Annotated in this window: 15 protein-coding genes; 3 read left to right on the plus strand and 12 right to left on the minus strand. The window is 73.6% G+C overall.

Going from position 1 to position 18,223, the window contains the following annotated elements; genetic code table 11:
* Window positions 1-52 precede the first annotated feature (52 nt).
* Window positions 53-769 (minus strand): alpha/beta hydrolase, encoded by a 717-nt coding sequence (locus WMF42_RS31945; RefSeq protein WP_437686580.1) that lies wholly within the window; start codon window positions 767-769, stop codon window positions 53-55.
* Window positions 770-1,103: 334 nt separating this feature from the next.
* Between WMF42_RS31945 and WMF42_RS31950 the strand changes: the two genes are divergently transcribed.
* Window positions 1,104-2,381, plus strand: coding sequence for an aminotransferase class I/II-fold pyridoxal phosphate-dependent enzyme (locus WMF42_RS31950; protein WP_061610022.1), 1,278 nt, complete (start codon window positions 1,104-1,106; stop codon window positions 2,379-2,381).
* 83 nt (window positions 2,382-2,464) lie between these two features.
* Window positions 2,465-3,304, plus strand: a complete 840-nt coding sequence (locus WMF42_RS31955; protein ID WP_437686582.1) for an SHOCT domain-containing protein — start codon at window positions 2,465-2,467, stop codon at window positions 3,302-3,304.
* 414 nt (window positions 3,305-3,718) lie between these two features.
* Here WMF42_RS31955 and WMF42_RS31960 read toward each other — a convergent pair whose 3' ends face one another.
* From WMF42_RS31960 to WMF42_RS31985, 6 genes are all read right to left on the minus strand, one after another.
* The gene (locus tag WMF42_RS31960; protein WP_061610020.1) at window positions 3,719-4,105 is read right to left on the minus strand and encodes a VOC family protein; all 387 of its coding nucleotides are present in this window, start codon (window positions 4,103-4,105) and stop codon (window positions 3,719-3,721) included.
* A gap of 76 nt (window positions 4,106-4,181) precedes the next feature.
* On the minus strand, window positions 4,182-4,745 hold the full coding sequence (locus WMF42_RS31965) for a TlpA family protein disulfide reductase (protein ID WP_061610019.1): 564 nt from the start codon (window positions 4,743-4,745) through the stop codon (window positions 4,182-4,184).
* The gene (locus WMF42_RS31970) at window positions 4,742-5,464 is read right to left on the minus strand and encodes a hypothetical protein (protein ID WP_061610018.1); all 723 of its coding nucleotides are present in this window, start codon (window positions 5,462-5,464) and stop codon (window positions 4,742-4,744) included. The genes WMF42_RS31965 and WMF42_RS31970 overlap by 4 nt, the downstream gene beginning before the upstream one ends.
* Window positions 5,465-5,471: 7 nt before the next feature.
* The gene (locus WMF42_RS31975) at window positions 5,472-5,681 is read right to left on the minus strand and encodes a DUF4911 domain-containing protein (protein ID WP_233561958.1); all 210 of its coding nucleotides are present in this window, start codon (window positions 5,679-5,681) and stop codon (window positions 5,472-5,474) included.
* A gap of 221 nt (window positions 5,682-5,902) precedes the next feature.
* Window positions 5,903-6,931 (minus strand): PAS domain-containing protein, encoded by a 1,029-nt coding sequence (locus tag WMF42_RS31980; RefSeq protein ID WP_061610016.1) that lies wholly within the window; start codon window positions 6,929-6,931, stop codon window positions 5,903-5,905.
* A complete protein-coding gene (locus WMF42_RS31985) occupies window positions 6,928-7,887 on the minus strand; it encodes a DUF4388 domain-containing protein (protein ID WP_437686585.1) in 960 nt (319 codons plus the stop codon). The genes WMF42_RS31980 and WMF42_RS31985 overlap by 4 nt, the downstream gene beginning before the upstream one ends.
* A gap of 447 nt (window positions 7,888-8,334) precedes the next feature.
* Here WMF42_RS31985 and WMF42_RS31990 point away from each other — a divergent pair, with 447 nt between their 5' ends.
* The gene (locus WMF42_RS31990) at window positions 8,335-10,029 is read left to right on the plus strand and encodes a hypothetical protein (protein WP_061610014.1); all 1,695 of its coding nucleotides are present in this window, start codon (window positions 8,335-8,337) and stop codon (window positions 10,027-10,029) included.
* 93 nt (window positions 10,030-10,122) lie between these two features.
* On the opposite strand, the gene WMF42_RS31995 is transcribed toward WMF42_RS31990, so the two are convergent.
* The 5 genes from WMF42_RS31995 to WMF42_RS32015 form a co-directional block, all read right to left on the minus strand.
* Window positions 10,123-11,412, minus strand: coding sequence for an aspartate kinase (locus WMF42_RS31995; RefSeq protein ID WP_437686587.1), 1,290 nt, complete (start codon window positions 11,410-11,412; stop codon window positions 10,123-10,125).
* 131 nt (window positions 11,413-11,543) lie between these two features.
* A complete protein-coding gene (locus tag WMF42_RS32000; RefSeq protein WP_437686589.1) occupies window positions 11,544-14,126 on the minus strand; it encodes a tetratricopeptide repeat protein in 2,583 nt (860 codons plus the stop codon).
* A gap of 232 nt (window positions 14,127-14,358) precedes the next feature.
* Complete coding sequence (locus tag WMF42_RS32005; RefSeq protein WP_437686591.1) at window positions 14,359-14,964, minus strand: MlaC/ttg2D family ABC transporter substrate-binding protein; 606 nt, start codon at window positions 14,962-14,964, stop codon at window positions 14,359-14,361.
* A 100-nt stretch (window positions 14,965-15,064) separates the two neighbouring features.
* A complete protein-coding gene (locus WMF42_RS32010) occupies window positions 15,065-16,519 on the minus strand; it encodes a sensor histidine kinase (RefSeq protein WP_437686593.1) in 1,455 nt (484 codons plus the stop codon).
* Window positions 16,519-17,736, minus strand: a complete 1,218-nt coding sequence (locus tag WMF42_RS32015) for a type II secretion system F family protein (RefSeq protein WP_061611072.1) — start codon at window positions 17,734-17,736, stop codon at window positions 16,519-16,521. Before WMF42_RS32015 ends, WMF42_RS32010 begins: the two co-directional genes overlap by 1 nt.
* Window positions 17,737-18,223: the final 487 nt, after the last annotated feature.

Here is an 18,223-nt window from a genome sequence, read left to right on the forward strand (position 1 = left end):
CGAGCGCCGGGCGGCTCGCCCGGCGCCTCTCCTTCTGCCCTCCAGCTCGAGCTCAGCCCGCCCCTCGCAAGAACCAGTCGACGGCGTCGCGCGCCATCTCCGGGGGCACCGTGTGCGGCCCGTCGAACTCCCGGTAGCGCAGATCGTGGCCCGCGCGCCGGATGAGCGGCGCGAGGCGGCGGCTGCACGGGTCGATCCGCAGCACCTTGTCCTGCGTGCCGTGCGAGACGAAGATGCGCGGGCGGCCGCGCTGCTCCGCCGGGGCCATGAAGCCCGGCGAGAACGCGATCACGTGGGTGAACAGGTCGCCGTTGGTGAGCCCGAGCGACAGCGCGTAGGACGCCCCGTCGGAGAAGCCGCCGATCGCTACCCTTGACGCGTCGACGGCAGCGTCGCGGAAGAGCTGGCCGAGCGCGCGGTCCAGGAAGGCGACGTCGGGGCCGTACGCGTCGTCCGCGAGGATGTCCCAGGTGGCGTGGCGGGAGTCCGGCGCGAGGAGCAGCAGGCCCGCCTCGTCCGCGAGGTCCTTCAGCAGCGCGATGGCGTGGTGCGCGTTGCCCCCCGCCCCGTGCAGCAGGACCGCGAGCGGCGCGGGGCGGTCGGCCCGGTACCCCGCCGGGACGTAGAGCAGCCCGTCGCGCCGCGGCGACAGCCCGAGCGGCCTCAGCCCGGCCGAGAGCCCGCCCTGCGGCCTCGTCTGCGGCCGCGCGCTCAGGCGAGAAGGGTCTTGAGCCATCACGTGATTGTCGCGCAGGGCCTCGACAGCCATGCATCCTCCTCCTCTGAACGTCAGATCACCGCCAATCGCCGCTCTCCCGCCTCTCTCATGTCATGCAGAGCGCGTACCAGCGCCGGTCGCCACGGCTGCACGCGCGAGCGGAGGCCTGGTAACCGGGCGCTCGTGGCAGAATGCATCATGTCGAGGGCGCCTGTCACAGCGCCCCAGGCAGGGGCGTGGCGCCGGGCGCGACGGCCGAGGTCAGGGCGACGCGCGGCGGGCCTGCGCGCCGGCGGGCGGCCCGGCTGCAGCGTCTCCGCGGCGAACAGCGGGGATCCACGCGGGTCGCGACGCGCGCGCGAAGTTCTGCTAGACATCGCTCGCCATGACCGAACTGCGCTCGTTGTCCCCGGATGCACTCGCCTCGCTCACCAAGGAGCTCGAGGCCCGTTATGATGCCTTTGTAGCCCGCGGGCTCAAGCTCGACATGACGCGCGGCAAGCCGTCGTCCGAGCAGCTCGATCTCGCGAACGGCATGCTCGCCCTGCCCGGCGCGAACGACCTCATCGCCTCGGACGGCTCGGATACGCGCAACTATGGCGGCCTCGACGGCCTGCCGGAGATGAAGGCCATCTTCGCCGGGATGCTCGAGGTGCCCGCGGCGCAGGTCATCGTCGGCGGGACCAGCAGCCTGACGATGATGCACGACGCGGTGGTCCGCGCGCTCGTCCACGGCGTGCCCGACGGCAACGGCGCCTGGGCGAAGCAGCCGAAGGTCAAGTTCCTCTGCCCGAGCCCCGGTTACGATCGCCACTTCGCGATCTGCGAGCACCACGGCATCGAGATGATCACGGTCGATCTGAACGACGCCGGGCCCGACATGGCCCAGGTCGAGCGGCTGGTCGCCGAGGACGCGTCGATCAAGGGCATGTGGTGCGTCCCGAAGTACAGCAACCCGACCGGCACCACGTACGCTCCCGAGGTCGTCCGCCGGCTCGCGAGCATGAAGGCCGCGGCCGCGGATTTCCGCCTCTTCTGGGACAACGCCTATGCGGTCCACGACCTCTACGCCGAGGGCGACAGGCTCGCGGACATCGTGTCGGCGTGTCAGTCCGCGGGCAACCCCAACCGGCCGATCGTCTTCGCGTCGACGTCGAAGATCTCGTTCGCCGGCAGCGGCGTCGCGGCCATGGCGTCGAGCCCCGCGAACGTGGCCGACGCGAAGAAGCACCTCGGCATCCAGACCATCGGCCCGGACAAGGTGAACCAGCTCCGGCACGTCCGATTCTTCAAGGATTACAAGGGTTTGCTGAGCCACATGCAGCGGCACGCCGAGCTGCTGCGGCCCAAGTTCGAGGCGGTGACGAGCATCTTCGAGCGCGAGCTCGGCGGAAAGGGCATCGCCACCTGGACCACGCCGCGCGGCGGCTACTTCGTCAGCCTCGACACCCCGGACGGCTCCGCCAAGGAGGTCGTGCGTCTGGCCGACAAGGCGGGCGTGAAGCTCACCGGCGCCGGTGCGACGTACCCGTACGGCCGCGATCCTCGCGATCGCAACATCCGGATCGCGCCGTCGATGCCGCCGCTCGATCAGATCCGCGTCGCGATGGAGGTCGTCGCGGTCTGTGTCCAGCTCGCGAGCGCGCGCAAGCTCGCTGGCTGATCTCCCTCGCTGCCCCCAGCTCGCGTTGCGAGCGACAGGCCGCCGTGCCACGCTCGGCGCTTCCTCAACGGGAGCGCCTCATCATGCAGCAACTCACCACCGAAGGTCAGCGGAGAGTTTCCGAGCTGTCACAGCGCTATTTCGTCAGCACCGACGCGGTGATGACGCTGCTGCAAGCGCTCGTGAACGGTCATGGGACGATGGCGCAGTTCTACCACCCCGAGCTCGGCGGCGGGGGGCAGTGGATGCAGGGCGGCATGACCATGATCGGCGACATGTTCAACAGCGGCCTCAAGTCCAAGGTGGAGGGCCTGTGTTCGGAGCTGTCGAGTCTCCTGGCCAGCCAGCCCTTCGCGCCTGCGCCTGCGAGCTATCAGTCCCAGACGCAGGGTGGACAGCAGCAGCAGCAAGGTGGCAGCGGCGGATTCGGTAGCTCGCCGGTGAGCCTGTTCGTCCCGGCGTCGGGGGGTGGTTCGGGGAGCTGGTGGCCCGGGGAGCTCGGGGTGCCGAGCTCCACCGGATCGCAGAACGACGTCCGGTATGCCTACTTCCCCGGCGCGCGGCGCCTGGCGGTCGACGTCAACGGGCGGGTCAGCGTCTACGATACGCTCGATCACCAGATCGGCGGCGTATCGCAGCAGCAAGGGTCGGGGTCGTCGGTCACGTTCACCAGCCAGTATGGTGTGGTGAGCGTGCTGAGCTTGCCCATCGTGTCCGGCGACCTGGCCGTGCAGCAGGCGCCAGGGGCCGGGTACACGGCCTCTCCGGCGCAGCAGGCCGAGGCTGTGATGCCGCGCGCCTCTTCGGCTCAGGAGGCGGATATCTTCGGCGCGATCGAGCGGCTCGCCGAGCTGAGGCAAAAGGGGATCATCACCGAGCAGGAGTTTGCTGCGAAGAAGACGGAGCTCCTGAGCAGGCTCTGATCGCGAGGCTCGCCGTCTCGCATCCTCCGTCGCACGTCTGCCGTCTCACGTCTCGCATCCTCCGCCTCACGTCTCACGTCTCACGTCTCACGTCCTCCGTCGTCCCTCTTCCGTCTCGCGTGCTCGTCTCTCGTGCGCGTGCGCGTGCGCGTGCTCGTCCTCGGCCGTGCCGCTAGACGTCTCACGGAGACGGGAGAGGGGATGGATCGGGCACGCGCACGACAGACGCGCACGCGCACGAGAGACGAGATGGATCGGGCACGCGCACGACAGACGCGCACGGAGACGGGAGACGAAAGACGGGAGAAGAAAGACGAAAGACGAAAGACGGGGTAAACGGTCTCCCGGCGCTTTCTCGCTATCTCGCCAATCGACGAGACCACCGCTCAAAAGAGAGTGCTTCCCCCCACCCCCTCAGGGGCCATGGCACACCGCCTCGATGTTGTGCCCATCAGGATCGAGCACGAAAGCCCCGTAGTAGTTCGGGTGGTACTGCGGCCGGAGCCCCGGCGGTCCGTTGTCGACTCCTCCCGCCTCGAGCGCCGCCCGGTAAAACGCGTCGACATCGGCGCGCGTCTTCGCGATGAAGGCGACGTGCAGCGTGCCCTGAAGGGCAGCGCCCGTGCCAATCCAGAAATCCGGCTTGCCATTGGCCCCCAGGCCGGCATGGCTGCCCTCTCCGCCGGTCATCTCGGGCGTGATCTCCATCACGAGCCCGTAACCAAGAGGGGCCAGCGCCGCCTGGTAGAAGGCCTTACTTCGCGCAAAGTCCGAGACGGGAAATCCGAGGTGGTCGAGCATGGGGGCCATCATCGCCCGGCCCGCCGCGCCCCGAGCCAGGAATCAGCGCAGCCCCGGCAGACGGCGCGCGCGCGGCCTACCTCGCGGGCCGCGCGCCCTCGCGCTCGAGGCGGCGGAGGACCTCCTCGAGCGCTTCCTGGGTGATGAGGCCCACGTGCCGGAACGCCTCCCTCCCCTCGGGATCGAGGATGACCACGCTCGGCACGTGGTGCAGCCCGGCGAACGGCCCCTCGCCGGCGATCGTCGGGGCGTCCGCGAGCGCCACCGGGTACGGGAGCTTCATCGCGGCGACGAAGGCCTCGACGAGCGGACGGTTCTCGCTCGCCTCGAGGACGAGGAGCGCGGCGTTGATCCGCGGCGTGTGATCGCGGAACAACCCCGAGAGGAACCGCGCCTCGGCCTGGGACGCCACGTCGTACGTCGCGACGAAGCCGATCACGCTGAACCTGCCCGCCAGCGAGGCGGTGGAGAGCGCGCGCCCGTCGAGCGTCTCGTACGAGAAGGTGCGCACCGGGCCGCGCGCCGCGACCTCCGCGGTCGCCGGCGGGCCCGCCGCGGGCTCCCGGACGGCGTCGCCGCTGCCCGCGCAGCCGATCGCGAGCAAGACCAGCGGCAAGCCGACCGGCGCGAGCGGCCTCACGGCAGCGGATCTCCCTCGAGGTGGGCGTCGAACAGATCGGCGCAGAGCTGCAGCGAGGCCGGGAGCTCGGCGCCCTTGCGCTGCTGCGCGAGGATCGCGTGGCACAGCTCCTCGATGACCAGCTTGATCGGCGTCGCCTCGAGCTGCGCGCCGTCGAGCAGCATCCCGGGACCGGGCGCCTCCTCCGCGCGGACGATCGGATCGTGCCGCGCCCACGCGACGCCGTCCTCGGGGAGGTAACGACACCAGAGCACCCGCACGAAGCGGAGGTAGAGCGGCGTCACCAGCGCCACCACCCGATCGCCCCCCGCGGCGATGCCGCGCAGCGCAAAGCCGCCGACCGGACCCCACGCGCGCTCCCCCTCCCCGATCGCGATCTCGATCCGCAGGCGGCGCTCCGCGTCGCTCTCGACCGACAGGAGCGGCGCGTAGATCGCGACCGGCGGGACCGGCAGCTTGGGCGCGTCCTCCGCGAGGACGTCGAGCCACGCGTCGCGCGCCTCGGGGCCGAGCTCCCCGTACACGTGCGCCGCCGCGATGGCGGCCTCGGCGTCGGTCGCGAGCGCGGCGAGCCACTCCCGCCACGCGGCGAGGATGCGCGGATCGAGCAGCGCGCCCGAGGCCGCGGGCAGGCCCTGCGCCGCGCCCTCGTGGACAGCAGGATCCAGCGCAGACTCCTGCGTGAGATCGACCGAGCTCGGCTCGCGGCGCTCCGTCATGCCTGCCTCAGCGTGGCGCGCCGCGGCGCCGCACCCCGACGTCCCGCTCCAGATCGAGCAGGAGCTCGGCGAACTCGGCGCCCCGGCCGAGCGGCGCCGCGAGCGTGAGCTCTCCGCCGCGATCCGCGAGCAGGAGCGCGATCCCATCGCTCGCCTCGACGATGCCCTTCACGAACACGACGTCCGCCGGATGCACCAGCACGTCCTGCACCAGCATCCCCGCGCTCGCCTCCGCGATCGAGAGAGGGCCGCGAGCAGGCCCGAGCGTCTCCGCGGAGGCCGCCGAGGACCGCTCGCCGGCCGGAGACGCAGAGGCGACTGGCCTGGAATTGCTGTCGCGCCGGCGCATTGGAGGGCGGAGCTAAGCACCGCTCGCGGGAGGGATCCAGCGGGCACGCCGGTCAAAGAAGGGCGGGGATGACCGGCGCCCGCCCCGCGTCAAGAGGCCACGATCGTCCGCCGATCCGCGGCCCCCGAGCCGCTATCGAGGAGACCGAAGCGCTTCGCGAGATCGTCGGGCCGCTCACCTTCGAGGGCGCGGAGCTCGTGGGCGCGCTCGACGGGCACGACAACGAAGCGCCACGGCGTCGCCGCGAGATCGCTCCCCTCGATGCACCGGGCGACGTGCGCCGCGTCGAGCGCCGCGCTGATCGTCGTCTCGAGCACGCCCTCGTAGAAGGCGGACAGCTCGATCGATCCGGACTCGACAGGCGGCCGCACGAAGCACGCGACGCGCGGAGGGTTCACGGAGAAATCCGCGGCGAGCCGCCCCATCCCGAGCTCGGCGAGCGCCTGGTCGAGCGCGCCCACCGCGAGCAGCACCGGCGCCTTGTCGAGCGCGGCCGCGCCCGCCTCGACCACCGTGTGCTCCGCGACGCCCGCGATCTTGCGGCCGACGCCGCGGCCGAGCTCCCGCGCGGCGCCCTGGCCGACCCGCGCGAGCAGCGCGGCGACCTGATCCCACGCGAGCGGGAACATGGCGCCGAGCGGGCCGTTCAGCCGGCCGCGCTCGCGCTCGTGGCGGATCGTCGCCGGGCGCTCGTGCTCGTCGTGCTCGAGCGGGACGCGGTGCACGGTCATGAACACGCGGTTCACCGGCGCGCGCGCGAGCTGGACGTGGACGTCCTGCGCCCCGTGCAGGAAGTGGAAGCGGAACGCGAACCTGTCGGTCGCGCCGGGCGGCTGCTGCGCGAGCGCGCGGAACCGGCCGAGGAACGCCTCGACCCGGGTGCAGGGCGCGATCTCCTGGAAGAAGCTCCTGCCCACGACCCGGTCGGACGGGAGGCGGCTCATGCGCTGCTCGTAGCGGTTGTAGAGCAGCACGACGCCCTCCTCGTCCAGCATGATGAAGCCGTACGGGAGGTCGTCGACCTCCTGCGAGGTCATCTCGGCGAGGCGCTCCACGCTGGCGGGGAGGGGCTCCGCGGGGCTCTCCGGCGCCTCATCCATCGTCGACGTCTGGGTCATCGCTCGACTCCTTCGAACAGGACGCTCGCCCAGCCGACCTGCTCGACGAGGCGCGTGAGCCCGCCAAGGACCTCGCGGATGCGACGGCGCTGGAAGCGCGAGGGCACCTTCTCCGCGGCGGCGTCGAAGAAGGCGACGATCCAGGCGGCGACCGCCTGCGGGATCGCCGAGCGGGCGCGATCGATCTGGGCCACCGAGACGAGCGCGTCGCCGCTGATGGCGAACGCGTCGAGCGCGCCGTGGAGCTCGCGCGACGTGGTCCAGGACGCCGCGAGCAGGCGCGACGTCGTCGAGGGGCCGAGCCAGGCGCGCGCGTAGGCGGTGCAGGCGTTCACGACCGCGGCGGCGAGGGCCACGTCGGCCGCGTCGTCGGACGGGAACGCCGGGGGGCCGTGGCTCTCGCGCTCGGCGCGCTGCGGTCCGCTCGCCTCGCTCGCGACGACCTCGAAGGTCGCGCCCTGCCAGCCGCCGAGCGCGACGAGCGCGTCGGTCCAGCGCTCCGAGGGCCGCACGCCGTCGGCGCGGGCGTGGACGGGCCGCCCGGCGTCGACAGTCACCTCGGCGCGGAGCGCGCCGGCGCGCACGCGGATGAAGCAGCTCCGGCTGCGCGACGCGAGCGAGGCGAGGAGCCCGTCGAGCCCCACGTCGTCGAGCTCGCCGCGCAGGATGACGCGGCTCCGCTGCCGCTCGGACTGCGCCGCGAGCCGCTGGACCTGGGCGGCGAGCACCGAGCCCGGGACGTCGTCCGCGAGCGCCCCCGAGAGCTCCGCCATCGAGAAGATCGCGCGCGACGAGCTGACGCCGATCACGGGCGGCGGGCCGTCGAGCGTCGCGCGGAGCGAGCGGGCCATGTCCAGCAGCGCCGCGGGGCTCTGCGCGCAGGCCACGGCCGCGTCGACCCGCAGCGCGTCCGGCGGCGGGCGGCTCGGCGAGATCTCGCAGGTGACTACGCGCATGCGGGCCTCGCGAAGCGCAGCCGCGACGCGGTGGGCAAAGGGCGTTGCCGGCGCGGAGGAGACGACGATGTCGAACATGGCGAAATCGACTCTATGGCCACGATCATTCTACGTCAAATAGCATCAACAAAGATTATACATACAGGACCCTCGGGAGCGACATGAAATCGTCCGTAAACTCAGGTATCCATGGCGCAACTTTGGTGAACTGGGCCACCGGATGGCCCGGGAGCGCGTGTATGGAACAAACTTTGTACAAACATGATGTGCACCGGGTACCCGCCGCAGGGGTCGGCGGAGCGCGGCGGGCTCCTTGTCGGGCCGGGAGGGAGAGGCCGCCGCGACCGGCGGCGGGCAGGCTCTGGAGAGGGGGGATCGCGCGCGTGGACGCCTGCGGGGTGCGTCGCGCGGGGCGAAAGCGTCGCGAGGGGCGCTACACTCCCGCCGATGTCAGCCCCCCGATCCTGCAGCGAGCGCATGGCGGAGCGCCGCGAGACGTGCCCGGCGCAGCAGCCGAAGACCGCCGTCGACGATGAGGAGCTCGAGCGCGAGCGCGATGAGAACGATGACAAGCTGATCGACCTGCCGCCGCTCGGGCACGACGAAGAGGAAGAGCGCGACGAGGGCTTCGAGGAGCTCCTGCAGACGCTCGACGACGCGGAGGGCGGGCTCGACGACGTGAACGCGAGCGACCTGGAGGTCGGCGTCGAGCTCGCGGAGGACGAGGACGGGGTCGGAGAAGACGAGGCCGCGGAGGAGGGCGTCGACGTCGGGGCGCTCCACGAGGGGATCGCGGACGCCGACGCGGGCTCGTGGCTGTCCGACGAGGCGGCCGGGCACGAGGACGACGACAACGACGATCTCGACGCGCACGGCGGGGCGCACGGCGACGACGGCGGCGCGGAGGGGACCGGGGAGGATCCGTCGGACGACGTGGACGAGGGCGAGCTGCCCGCGCTCGACGCCGATCAGGACGGCGCGTACGAGGGCGAGGACCTGCTCGCGGAGCTGCCCGATCTCGCGGACGATCAGGCGCCGGTCTGGGACGCGCTGCCGTGGGTCGTCGTCGAGGGCGCCGGCGCGGCGGTGCCGTGCAGCACGCTCGCGGCGGCCGGCGGCTACGTCGTCGCCGGAGGCGCAGGCCCCGAGCCCGGGACGAGCGAGCCGGCCGCGCGATCGGGAGGTCGCGCGCGGCGCGCGGACCGCACGGGCGGCGACCGCGGGACCGTGCTCGTCGTCGACGCGGGGGCGCTGGCCGCGCGGCGCGCCGGGGTGGACGCGTCGGCGTCGTCGATCGCGCTGTCGGACGCCGCGCTGCTCATCGCCACGCGCCGAGGCAACCTGCTCCTGAGCGACGATCGGGGGAAGACGGCGAGCCCGCTGGGCGCGTGGGGGTCGGGCGGCGCGCCGGTGACGCTCGCGATGACGCCGGGGCGGCTCTGGGTGCTGTCCGGCAAGACGCTGTGGTCGCCCGCGGCCGGGGCGGTCGTTGTCCCGCCGGAGACCGGCTCGGCCGTGACGCCGGGGTCGGCGCGCCGCGAGGCGGCGCCGGCGCCGGCGCGCGGGGCGCTGTCGCTGTCGCTCGGGCCCGCGCTGCGGGACGGGGTGCTCCGGATGAGCGCGAGCGAGGGGGTGATCGTGGCGCTCACGAGCACCGAGGCGGGGCCGCAGCTCGAGCGGCTCCGCGGCGACGACGAGGGCTCGCCGGCGGTGCCGCTGTCCGGGGCCGCGCGGCGCGCGGCGGAGGCCGACGACGGGCGGCTCGCGGCGGCGTCGGGGGGGCGGTCGGTCGCGCTCTCGGGGGCGGGGCTCCTGTGCGTGTCGCGCGACGGGGGCGAGACGTTCCGGGTGATCGAGGGGCTGCCGCTGGTGGTCGCGCTCGCGTTCGCGGGAGACCACAGGGGCTCGGCGCTGCTCGCGCTGGTCGCGCGCGAGGGCGAGCGCCGGGCGCAGCTCGTCCATGTGCCGTCGAACGCGGCGCCCACGCTGATCGCCGAGATCGAGGCGACGCCTCACGGGGCCGCGGAGGACGACGCGGCGGGGATGCCGCGGGCGGCGATCGCCTGGGACGCGTCGCGCGAGGTCGTGTGGGTCGCGTGCTCGGCGGGGCTCCTCGCGCTCACGAGGCAGCGGAAGCACTAGGAGCTCCGGGGACGCCCGGCCCCCGGAGAGGGTGTTCTCCGGGGGCCTACGGTGGACGGGGGGAGCTCGGGTCTGCGCGGTCGCGGGGAGCGATCACCCCTCGACGAACGATGCGTGGAGGAGGCGCTGCGCGGGGGCGGCGTCGGCGGCGTCGACGAGGGCGCCGAGGCGCAGCGGGCCGGCGACAAGGAAGCGGGGCGCGATGCTGGAGCGCTCGAGGACCTCTGTGAAACGGGCGAGGGGCTCGGCGGTGGCGGTGAGGCCGTCGCCGACGACGCTGACGGAGGCGAGGCCCTCGATGAGCTCGAGGGAGGGAAGGAGCGCGGTGAGCTGGCGCTTCGCGCCCTGCCAGTCGGGCACGTTGAGGAGCGGGAGCACGAACGCGCCGCCGCCGGGTCCGAGCGAGAGATCCCGGAAGCTCACGCCGAGCTCGCCCGCGGCGCGGACGAGGGCGTCGAGCCGGAGACCGCCGGGGGCGCGCGCGAGGACGACGTTGGCCTCGGCGACGATCGCGCGCGCCGCGATCGTCGGAGACGCTGCGCCGGACGCGAAGCGGCGCACGACTGTCTCGCGCGCGCCGGGGGCGGCGTCGAAGGTCGACCGGGCAAACAGGGCAACGCCGGAGCGGCGCGCCCACTCGACCGCCTGGGCGCAGACCACCTTGGCGCCGCACTCGGCCATCTCCTGGAGGACCGCGCAGTCGAGCTCGGGGAGGTGACGGGCGTCGGGGACGACCCGGGGGTCGGCCGAGTACACGCCGTCGACGTCGCTGTAGATCTCGCAGCGCTCGGCGCGCAGCGCCGCCGCGAGCGCGACAGCCGTGGTGTCGGAGCCGCCGCGGCCGAGCGTCGTGATCTCGCGGCGGTAGCTCATGCCCTGGTAGCCGGCGACGATCACGATGCGGCCACGGGCGAGCTCGTCCTCGATCCGGAACGGGCGGACCTCGATGATCCGCGCGTCGAAGTGGCGATCGTTCGTGAGGATGCCGGACTGGGAGCCCGTGAACGAGATCGCCTCGAAGCCGCGGGCCTGGATCGCGATCGAGAGGAGCGCCATCGAGACGCGCTCGCCCGTCGAGAGCAGCATGTCGAGCTCGCGCCGGGGAGGATCGCCGCCCGCGCCGCCCGCGGCCGCGGCCTGCCGCGCGAGGGAGAGCAGGCCGTCGGTGGTCTTGCCCATCGCGCTGACAACGACCACGACGTCGTTGCCAGCGCGCTTCGCGGCCACGACGCGGTCGGCGACCTTGCCGATCCGGTCGACGTCGGCGACCGACGAGCCGCCATACTTCTGCACGAGGATCGGGCGATCTGCCCTCGCGGGCGAGGCGCCCGGCTCGCACGGCGAGCCCCCAGGGTGGATGCGGTTCGGCGGCTCCTCGGCCATGCTGCACCTCCAGGCGCAGCGCGCGCTGCGCAGGAGATCCGGCTATCACGGGCGAAGGGCGCGGGCCAAGCGCGCGGCGGGGACGCGCGGCGGCGACGGGCGCGCTGTGAGCTGGGCCGCCGAGGCGAGGCTCAGGTTGAATCGGCGTGGAGCAGCATCTCGTAGAGCTCCGCCTCGGCGTCGCGCCCCTCGCCGCGCGCCCTCGCGGCGAGCCGCGCGAGCACGTCGCGACGGCGCGGCGCGACCTCCTGCCGCGTCGCCTCGTCCCCCTCGTCCATGCGCGCCGAGAGCAGGGCGAGGAGGTCGAGATCGCGGCCGAGCCGGGCGAGCACGTCGGCGAGCGCCATCGCCACGCCCTGATCGGTGGGATCGGCGCGGAGGCGATCGGCGAGCCGGTCGGCGAGGAGCTCGTCGTCGAGGGCGAACCCGCGCAGGAGCGGCGACTGGCCCTCCGCCAGCGTGACGCTGGGCGGGCCGGGCGCGTTCAGCTCGGTGGACGTGTCCCCGTTGTCGAGCGTGGGCATCTCCTCGATCAACCCAGGGTCGACAGGGGCCACCGGCGGCCAGTCGAGCAACCCGCGGTCGACCGGCGTGGGGGCCGCCGGCGGCCGGGGGACGAGGGGAGGAGCCGCCGGCGCGGAGGCGATCACCACGGGCTCGGGCGGGAGCGTGCGCCGGCGCGGCGCGGGGACGTGGACCTCGATCCGCTGCTCGGTCGCGCGAGGGCGCGGGGGCGACGGGATCGGGGCGGCCGCGGCGGGCGGCGCGGCCTGGTGGGGGGCGATCTCGCCCGAGACGCGACGGAAGGAGGCGAGGACGCCCGGGTCGCGCGGCCGGAGGCGCAGCGCGAGGCCGAGGTGGCGCTGCGCTGCGAGGAGATCACCGCGGGATCGCTCCTCGATCTCGGCGGCCTCGGCGAGCATCGCCGCCACGGCCGCGTGGCCCTCGCCGAGCAGCGCGCCGCGGCCGCGGGCGGAGCCGGCGTCGTCGGCGGCGCGGCCCTGGAGCGCGAGCTCGACCGCGTCGCGCAGCCGCCCGAGCGCGACCGACGCGCCGCCGAGATCGCCGAGCTCGGCGCACCAGCGGCCCTCGAGCAGGCGCGCCTGCAGCGCCTCCGGCTCGCCGGGCGGGATGGCCCGCACGCGCGCGACCGCCGCCGGAAGATCGCCGGCGAGCTCTGCCAGGCCGCGGCCGAGCTCCAGGTCGAGCGCGCAGGCGGGCGCGCCGCTGCGCGCGGCGAGCGCGCGCGCGCGGGCGAGGAGGTCGAGCGCGCGCCTCCCCTCCCCGGCCGCGCGCAGCGAGCGCGCGAGGCCCGCGACAGCGTCGGGGCTCTCGGGCGCGTAACGGAGCGCCCGCTCGAAGAGCGCCCGCGCGTCGGCGGCGTAGCCGCGCGCGAGGATCATCTCGGCGGCCCTGCGGTAGACGGCGTGGCGCGCGTCGGGGCCGCGCGCGGAGGCCTCGAGATGCTCGGCGTCGGCGAGGGCGCCGCGCACGTCGGCGACGTCGAGCCGCGCCTCGAGCCGCGCCCAGCGCAGCGACTCGAGCCCGGGGGCGCGCGTGACGCCGAGGTTCAGCGCGTCGAGGCGCACGTCGAACGTGTCCGCGAGCCGCGCCGCGCGCAGCCAGGCGAGCGCGGCGAGCGGGCCGTAGGGCTCGGCGTGCGCGGCACGGGCGAGCGCCGAGAAGGCGCCGTCGCGGTCGCCGACCGCCTCGAGGAGCGCGCCGCCGAGGAGGCCGGCGTCCACGGCGGGCATGGCCTCGACGACGGTGGAGAGCGCCCCCTCGGCGCGATCGCCGATGACGAGGTCGAGCCAGGCGAGGCGCGAGGAGATCTCGGGGTGCCGCGGGGCGCGCTCCAGCGCGGAGAGGTAGTTGTAGCGCGCCTGATCGAGCCCGCCCGCGAGCGCGAGCTCGTCGGCGGCGCCCGCGAGCTCGGCCGCCTCGAGCGCCCGGAGCGCGCGGTCGCTCAGCGCCGGAGGCATCTCGCCGAGCGCGCCCTCGGCGCGGAAGCGGCCCGCCTCGGCGGCCACGGCCGTCCACTGCACCCCGCCCACCGCGGGCGCCCTCGCGCCGGCCGCGGGGAGGAGCAGGCGGACGATGCGCTCGACAGCGGCGTCCAGCACGACAGCGCCCTCGACGACGCGCCCGTGCGCGCCCGCGATCAGCGAGAGCGCCCGGAGCGCGAGCGCGTGCGGCGGGGCCTCGAGGCCGATGCCGCGGGCGCGCTCCGGCAGGAGCCTGAGCGCGCGCTCGCCGGGCGCGACGGCGACCTCGAACGCGAGCGCCGTCTCGCCGGATCGCAGCGCGACAAGCGCGCCGTCCTCGATCGGCGCGATGAGGAGCTGCGGGGTGCCCTCGCCGAAGAAGCCGCGGAGCCGCGGCGCGGCCCAGCCGGCGAGGTCGCTCCCCTGCGCCTCGACGGCGATCCGGGCGAGCTGGCCGCGGCGGTGGCGGAAGCGCGCGACGCCGCCGGAGAGGTCGACGGGGAACCGGATCCCGGCGAGCCGCACGACGAGCTCGGTCACGCGGAGCGGGCCGAGCGCGAACGGCTCGCCGAGCTCGATCGCGAGCGCCCCCTTGCTGACGGCCAGCCGGAGGACAGGGCGGTCGTCGGGCGGACGCGGGGCCGCACCGCCGCCGGGCGCGAGCGCGCGGAGCGACGGCGGAAGGCCCAGCGCGCGCGCCGACCGGCCGCGCCTCTGTCCAGCAGCCATACCCGCCAAGGCTATCAACCCTGCGGCAATTCAGGCGAGTTCACGGCAACCGAGCGTGGAAACGTGCGTGGAGGGCGCGCCGAGGGGGCGCGCGGGGCGCTCGGGCGCGGGGGGCGCCCGCCGCGCGGGCGGCCACGGCGGCCGGGCTGCGCGGGGGGGTCACGGCGGCCGGGCTGCGCGGGGCGCCGCCGGGCGCGGCGCGCTCACGAGGCGAGCGCCGCCGGCAGGCCGGTCAGAGGTCGCCCTTGGCGAGCTTGTCCTTCATCTTCTGGATCAGCGCCGGGAACCCGTCCTTCTTGATGATCTTCGTGAACTGCGCGCGGTAGCTCCCCACCAGGCTGACGCCCTCGGTGACGATGTCCCGCACGAGCCAGGTGCCCCCCTTCTGGGAGAGCTTGAAGGCGATCTCGACCGGCTCCTCGCGCGCGTCCTTCCTGGAGACGGCCCGCGTCTTGACCGTGATGACGCCGGCGTTCTCGCTCTCGCCCATGTACTCGATGTTGAAGTCGAGCGTCTTCTTCAGGTTGCGCTCGTAGGCCTTGCGCACGAGCTGCTTGAGCAGATCGCTGAACTGCTTCTTCTCGGCGTCGGTCCGGGCGGCCCACTCGCTGCCGAGCGAGCTCTCGGCCAGCGCCGAGTAGTCGAGCATCTCGTCGAAGATCGCGCCGACCTTCTTCTGCCCCTCGCCCCCGCCCTGCTTCAGAAGGTCGAACAGGACCGTCTGCTTGGCCTTGACGACGTCCGTCGCCGGCCCGGCGTTCGCGAGGCCCACCTGGCCGAGCGTGAGCGCGAGCAGCGAGAACGTCGCCGCGAAGAGGTGGTTCATCCTGCGTGTCACGTGGGGTTCTCCTTGCTCTCCATGAACATCGCGAAAAGAGACGGTAATCCGCCGGCGCTGATCCGCCCTCGAGGGGCAGACGACGCTCGTCGCGCGCTATTCATGAGCGGAAGCGAGCTCCGCCGCAATCTCCCGCGGCGACGGCGAGGGGCTCCGCCGCGCCTTCCGCGAGCGGCCGGTCCGGGATCTTCACCCGGAAGGCGGTGCCCTCGCCCTCGCGGCTGTCCACCTCGATCGCGAAGCCGTGATCGTCGAGGATCCGCTTCACCACGGCGAGGCCGATGCCCATGCCGTGCGTGCGGGTCGTGAAGAACGCGTCGAAGAGGCGGTCGCGGGCGCCCGCGGGGATGCCGCGGCCCTGGTCGCGGATCTCGAGGGTCCAGGCGCCTGCGTCGCGCCCGAGGCGCACCGCCACGGCCGCGCCCGGCGAGCTCGCCTGGATCGCGTTCCGCACGAGGTTCCAGACGACCTGGCGCATCTGCGCGGCGTCGGCTGTCACGGGCGCGGACGGCGGGCCCTCGAAGCGGACCTCGACGTCGCCGCCGCGGCCCGAGCGCCCCGCGAGCACGACGACGTCGCGCGCCGTCACCGAGAGGTCGACGGCCCCGAGCGCCGGCGCCCGGGGGCGCGACAGGTCGAGCATGTCGCCCACGAGGTCGTTCAGGCGCGCCGTCTCGCGCTCGATGATCTCGCAGAGCTTCCGGTCCTCGTCCGAGAGCGTGCCGCCCGTGCGCAGCAGCTCGATGGATCCCGCGATCGAGCCGAGCGGGTTGCGGATCTCGTGCGCCAGCCCCGCGGCGAGGCGGCCCAGCGCCGCGAGCCGCTCGGCCTGCTCCGCCCGCGCGGTGGCCTGCACGAGCCGGCCGCCGGTCGCGCGCAGCCGCTCGGCGAGGTAGCTCGCGAGCAGCGTGACCACCATGATCGCGAGCAGGTTGACGAACATGGGGTACCGGAGCTCGCCCCAGGTCGTCACGTAGGCCCCGGAGGGCTGATCCGGCGGCACGCCGACGAGGTGCAGCCCGAGCGCGGCGCACAGCAGGAGGTAGGCGGAGGCGCCGGACCCCGCCGCGACGAGCGCGCCCGGGAGCCCGAGGAGGATCGCCCCCGTGAGGCAGGTGAGGCCGTAGAGCGACGTGGCGCCGCTCGTGGCCCCGCCGGTGATGTACACGAGCGCGGTCCAGGTGATCTGATCGGTGACGAGCTGCGCCCGGGCGATCGCGCGGAGGGCGCGGTTCATGCGCAGGAACACCGCGTAGATCCCCGAGACGCCGTACGCCGCGGCGACCGTCACGAGCGCGACGATGCTGGAGAAGCCGCCGGGGGTGAAGCCGCCGAGGTACACCGCCGCGGTCACGACGAGGAAGACCGTGAGCACCGCGAGGCGCAGCGCGATGAGCCAGGTGAGCCGGCTCGCGAGCGACGCCTCGTCGCCGGCGGGAGCGACGGGCGGGAGGGGCGCGGCGGCCGGCGAGGCCGGGGGCGGACCCGCCTCGGCCCCATCTCGCGGCGCGCCGGCCTCGCCGCCCGGGCTCGCCGCGGGGGCCGACGCCGACATCACTCCGCCTTGATCTTGCCGGCGAGATCGAAGATCGGCAGGTACATCGAGATGAGCACGACGCCGACCATGCCGCCGACGACGACCATGAGCAGCGGCTCGAGCAGCGACGTCAGCGCGGAGACGGCGACGTCGACCTCCTCCTCGTAGAAGTCGGCGATCTTGTTCAGCATCGTGTCGAGCGCGCCGGTCTGCTCGCCGACCGCGACCATCTGCACGACCATGCCGGGGAAGACCTGCATCTCGCCGAGCGGCTCGGCCATGTTCTTCCCCTCGGAGATCTTCTGGCGCGAGTACATGAGGCCCTCCTCGACGACGACGTTGCCGGCCGTCTTCGCGACGATGTCGAGCGCGTCGAGGATCGGGACGCCGGAGCCGAGCAGCGTGCCGAGCGTGCGCGAGAACCGCGCCACGGCGATCTTCTGCATGACCGGGCCGATGATCGGCAGCTTGAGCAGGACGCGGTGCACCATCCGCTTGCCGACCGGCGAGCGGTAGAAGTAGACCGCGCCGACGACCCCGGCCACCGTCAGCACGACGATGAGCGGGAGGTAGGTCACGAACGCCTTCGACGTCGCGATGACGATCTTCGTGAGCTGCGGGAGCGCGTCCTTCGCCCCGAACTCCGCGAACATCGTCTCGAACGACGGGATGACGAACGACATCAGCACGATCATGACGACGATCATGATGATGATGACGGCGACCGGGTACGCGAGCGCGCCCCGCACCTGGCGCGCGAGCTTGACGCGCTTCTCGATGTAGATCGCGAGCCGGTTCAGGATGCTGTCGAGGATGCCGCCCACCTCGCCGGCCTGGACGAGGTTCACGAACAGGTCGTCGAAGATCTTCGGGTGGCGCCGGAGCGCGTCGCTGAACGTGGCGCCCTGCTCGACGGTGTTCTTGATGTCGCGCAGCGCCGCCTGGAAGACCTTGTTGGGCTCCTGGTTCGAGAGGATCTCGAGGCACTGGACGAGCGGGAGGCCCGCGTCGATCATCGTCGCGAACTGGCGGATGAACTTGACGAGGTCCTTGGCCTCGACGCCCGAGCCGAAGCTCAGGCTGAAGTTGAGCTGGGCGCCCTTCTTCTTGACCCGGGTCGGGTTGAGCTGCTGGGCGCGGAGCCGGTTCTGCACCGCCGCCTCGTTCTCGGCCTCCATCGTGCCCTTCCGGATCTCTCCGGTGCGGCCGCGCGCCTCCCAAACGAACTCCGCCATAGTGCTTCCGGTCTTCTCCCTGGTCCACGACGGGTCGAGCCGACGCGCCGGGGCGGCCCCGCCTCTCGGGGACGCCAGGATAAAGTTCTGCGAGGCCGGGGGTCAAAGACGGTGGGGCGTTCTCTGATCCAGGTGGCGGGGCGGTGGGTCGACGTGGGACGTGAACGGCGGGGAGCGCTGTGCCGAGCAGCACGCGCCGGCGGGGGTCTCCGCGCGGCGGGGGCGGGTAGGCGCTCGGCCATCCGCCAAGACGGGGACCAGAGCGCTTGCGCTGAGAACACCGCCCGGCATGTCTCCCTTCGGGCCATGCCTCCTGAGACGTTCCGTCGCGCGCCACACAAGGCGCGCCTGAGACGTGGAGCCCCCTGACACCGGATGGCACCTCGGTCGGTGCTCGACGCGCCCACCCGCCCCCGCCGCGCGGAGACCCCCGCCGGCGCTCACCACGATGCCGGGATCCGGCGTCCAGGAGCAACGAAACGCCGGA

Origin of the sequence: Sorangium sp. So ce176 (assembly GCF_051519835.1) — a bacterium.
Classification (GTDB): Bacteria; Myxococcota_A; Polyangia; order Polyangiales; family Polyangiaceae; genus Sorangium; species Sorangium cellulosum_G.